Source organism: Acidimicrobiales bacterium, from assembly GCA_036273495.1.
Lineage (GTDB): Bacteria > Actinomycetota > Acidimicrobiia > Acidimicrobiales > JAJPHE01 > DASSEU01.
In genome coordinates, this window is the sequence record DASUHN010000091.1 from 1 (window position 1) to 4,058 (window position 4,058).

General features: G+C 71.0%; 3 protein-coding genes. All 3 read right to left on the reverse strand.

Going from position 1 to position 4,058, the window contains the following annotated elements; translation table 11 throughout:
* The coding region (locus VFW24_03550; GenBank protein ID HEX5265825.1) for a hypothetical protein at positions 1–441 on the reverse strand (441 nt) is incomplete at its 3' end.
* A 255-nt stretch (positions 442–696) separates the two neighbouring features.
* Positions 697–2,151: a hypothetical protein gene (locus VFW24_03555; GenBank protein ID HEX5265826.1), complete on the reverse strand. Its 1,455-nt coding sequence runs from the start codon at positions 2,149–2,151 to the stop codon at positions 697–699.
* Positions 2,151–4,058, reverse strand: a 1,908-nt coding sequence (locus VFW24_03560; protein HEX5265827.1) for a calcium-binding protein, incomplete at its 5' end; no start/stop codon positions are given. The genes VFW24_03560 and VFW24_03555, both read right to left, overlap by 1 nt.

Sequence of the window (4,058 nt, forward strand, 5' to 3'; positions counted from 1 at the left end):
GGGCAGCGCCTCCCGGGACGCGCTGAGGACCGAGAGCCGGGGGGCCGAATGCGACATCAGCCGGCCGATGACCTCGACCGACGGACCGTCACCGAGGAGATAGGCGTCGTCGACGATCAGGAGCGCAGGCTGGTGCCGGCCCTCCTCCAGGGCGGCGAAGAGCTCGTCGGGGCCGAGCCGACCGGCCCCTCCCGCCGCGGTGTCCCCCGCCACCAGGTCCCCGAGCAGGGCGCCCAGCCGGGCCAGCAGCACGGCAGGGACGGCGTCGCGGCGCTCACACGTGAGCCAGCGGACCGGGCCCTCGAAGGTGGCCGCCAGATGGGAGAGCAGGGTGGTCTTGCCGTGCCCGGCCGGGGCCACGACCACCCCGGCTCGCTTCGGACCGGGCAGCTCGGTGAAGGCGTCGACCAGCCGGCGCCGGACCAGGCCCCGGACCGGCACGGGCCCGGCTTCCGGAGACGCGGGGAGCACCGGGCGGGACCCGCCCGACTCCGTTCGAGCCGGAGGCTCCCATCCGAGGTCGCTGACCCGTGGCCCGATCTGCTCCGTCAACGTGGTGTGCTCCCGCCCCTCGCCACCAGTGCGCTTCCTCAGTCGTCCACCGGGCGCGGTTCCTTAGGAGTTTGGGAGTCACTCTGTGCACCAATGTGCCGGGGCGTGGGGTGCGCGCGGGGGCGCGCTCCGTCCAATTGCTGACTAACCGCCCGAGCCGGACGCGGCGCTCGGCGAACCCGACGGGCCCGAGCCCGGGGAGGAGGACGTCGTTCCGGTCGACGAGGAGCCGGTCGACGACGATCCCGTCGACGAGGGTCCCGTCGACGCCGGCTGGGACGAACCGGACCCTCCCGTCGATCCCGACCCGCTCACGGGCTGGGTGATCTGGCCGCCGTAGGAGATCGACACGTCGCACGCGGGCTGGTTGCCGTTGCAGGACACGACGAGGGAGAGCACGTTGCCCCCGGCCAGGGCCAGCGGCGGCGACAGTGGGAAGCTCTGGGCGTTGAGGTTGGCCAGGTTCAGGGCCAGGACGGTCTGAGGAGGCTGACCCGGAACCAGCTCCTCGAGCCTCGCCACTCCCCGCGTGCTCGCCACGTTCTGGACGAGCACGCTCGACAGTGACACCGAGTCGTCGGTCGGCACGGTGAACGAATGCGACCCGGTGGCGCCTGGTTGCACGACCGTTTCGAGCTGGCCCTGGAAGGGCTTGGTCGTCGTGGTGGGAGGGGCCACGGTGGTGGTGGTCGTCGGGGGCAGTGTCGTGGTGGTCGTCGTGCTGGACGTCGTGGTGGTGGTCGGGACCGTGGTCGTGGTGGTTGACAGGGCCGTGACCTGCTTGTTGACGTTGGCCACCTGGGCCGAGAGGGCCTGGGTCTGGGCGCTCTGCTGGGTGAGGGCGGTGTTGGCACCCTGGACGGCGGTGTTCTTGATGGCCGGCTTGAGGAGCAGGAGCCACAGACCCGCCAATGCGGCAGCGATCCCGAGGATGGCCGCCCCCTTGGGGAGAAGGGGTCGCTGGGTCAGGACCCCGTCGGTGTCGACCGGCTCGCCGCCCACCGGGTTGACCACCACGGTGTACTGCCGGTGCCGCATGGGCCCGCGGAAGATCCGCTGGACCGGCTTGATCCGGATCTGGACCAGCTGGGTGCGGCCCGAAGGCACGACCACTTGCGGAGGCTCGGCCAGGATGCGGACCGCTCCGGCCGCATCGGTTCCGACGATGGAGACCTCGGCCGGGATGTTCCCCCGGTTGTCGATCGCCAGCACCTGCTTGCCGCGGAGGCGGCCGAAGGCCACCTCGGGCAGCAGCTCGGTCGCGAGCTGGATGCTCTCCTCGACGGTGAGGCGCCCTTCCTCGACGCACGAGGCGCCCGGGGCGTTGGTGGGGACCACCCGTACGGCAAAGGGGTGGATCCGGGCCTCGGTCGTCGGCTCGTCCGGGGGGTGGAGCCGGACCAGGACGGTCTCGTTGGCCCCGGGGAACAGGGACACCGAGGGTGGCTCGACCGTGGCCCACCCCTCCGGCAGGCCGACGACGTCGAGGTTGAACTGCTCGACGATGTCGCTCGTGTTGAGGACCCCGACCTCGGAGGTCACCTCCTGGCCGGGCAGGACCTGGAGCTCCGGCTCCCTGAGAACCACGGTCGAAGGCATCAGGGCAGGAACTCCTCGATCCGGGTGACGTTGTCGGACGGGTCCACCTGGGCCTGGTTGAAGCCGCTCCCGCCGTCGATCTTGTCGGTCAGCCCGTTGCGGCAGAAGATCGTGTTGTTCCCGGTGCCGCCGCGGACGACCTCGGAGCCGCCGCTTCCGCAGATGAACGTGTCGTCCCCTGAACCGCCGATCAGCGTGTCGTGGCCGGCGGTGCTGCCGACGATCAGGTCGTTGCCATTGCCGGCGGTGATGGTGCCGCCGGTCGAGCCGGCCTTGAGGACGTCGTTGAACGTGGCCGTGCCGATGATGTTCTGGACGCCGCTGATCGTCTGTGTCCCACCCCAGCCGCCCGTGGCCTGACCGGTGGACAGGTTCACGTTCACCGCCGCCGGGGCGGTGGAGAAGTCGACGGTGTTCGACCCGGTGCCACCGTGCACGGTGTTGTTGCCCGGGCCGCCCACGACGAAGGTCGTGTTGCCCGGCCCGCTCGAGAGGGTGTCCCCGCTGCCGAGGTCGACGATCAGGTCGTCGCCGCCGCCGCCGTTGATGTTGTTGCCCTGGCCGTCCCCGACGAGGACGTCGGCCTGGGGGCTGCCGATGATGTTCTCGATGTTGCTGAGGGTGGCGGTGCCGCCCCATGCCCCGGTCACGGTGTGGACGGGCAGGCTCTGGCCACCCGCCGTCTTGTACGCCGACCCGGACAGGTTGACCTGGGCGCCGGTCGGAGCCTTGCTCAGGTCCAGCGTGTTGCTGGCCGTGTCGGACCCCTTCATGGTGTCCTTGCCCGAGCCGGGGACGAACGTCGATCCGGCGGCGCTGCCGTTCATGAGGTCGGTGCCCGCTCCGCCGATGAGGGTCGACGGGCCCGACCCCGAGTTGAGCGTGTAGGTCCCGGACCCGGCCACGAGCGTGTCGGTGCCCGGACCGCCGGTCAGGACCCCGTTGCCGGGCCCACCCGTGAGGTAGCTGCCGCCCTGGGAGGCGATGGCGTTCTCGATGGTCCCGACGACGACCGAGATGGTCCCGGCGCCCGTGCTCTGGGGCGTGGACTCGGCCAGGCTGAGGGTGGCCTGGCCCGGGAGCCTCGACAGGTCGATGGTGTTGTTGCCCGTGCCCCCGTCGATCGTCTCGTTGCCGCCCATCAGGACGAAGGTGTCGTCACCCGCGCCGCCCATCAGGGTGCCCGAGCCCGACGAGGCGCCGATGATGGTGTCGTTGTAGGCCGAGCCGATCACCGACGAGAACCCGGTGATCTTGCCGGCATTGCCCCATCCCCCGCTCACCACGCCCTGGTTGAGGTCGACGGTGACCCCCGCCGGCGCCTTGCTGAGGTCGAGGCTGTCGCTTCCGCCCCCGCCGTCCAGGTTGTAGGTGCCCGGGCCCAGGATGAAGTTGTCGTCTCCGGCGCTGCCGATGATGTTCTGGATGTTGAGGAGCACCACGGCGGCGTTGCTCGTCGATCCCGGCGTGTACGAGTTGTATCCGCCGAAGGCGACCCCCGGGCCGCCGGGGTTGCTGAGGTCGAACACGACCCCGGCCGGGGCCCCGGCAAAGGTGACCGTGTTGCCCGGGCCCGTGCCCCCGTCGATGATCATCCCGCCCGGCCCGACCACGAAGACGTTGCCGCCCACCGAGGCGCCGATGACCTCGGTGACCCCGCTGAGGCTTGCGGACTTGCCCCCGACCAGCGCAGTCCCGGCGGGCACCGCCACGCCGGTGGAGGTGGTGAAGGTACCGGTCGAGAGGTTGACCACCACACCTGTCGTCGCCTTGCTGAAGTCGAAAGTGCTCCCTCCGGCGCCGTCGGTGTAGTTGATCCCCGAGCCCGACCCCGAGCCGCCACCGCTGCTGCCTCCACCGCTGCTGCCTCCACCGCTGCTGCCGCCGCTACTTCCCCCGGTGGAACC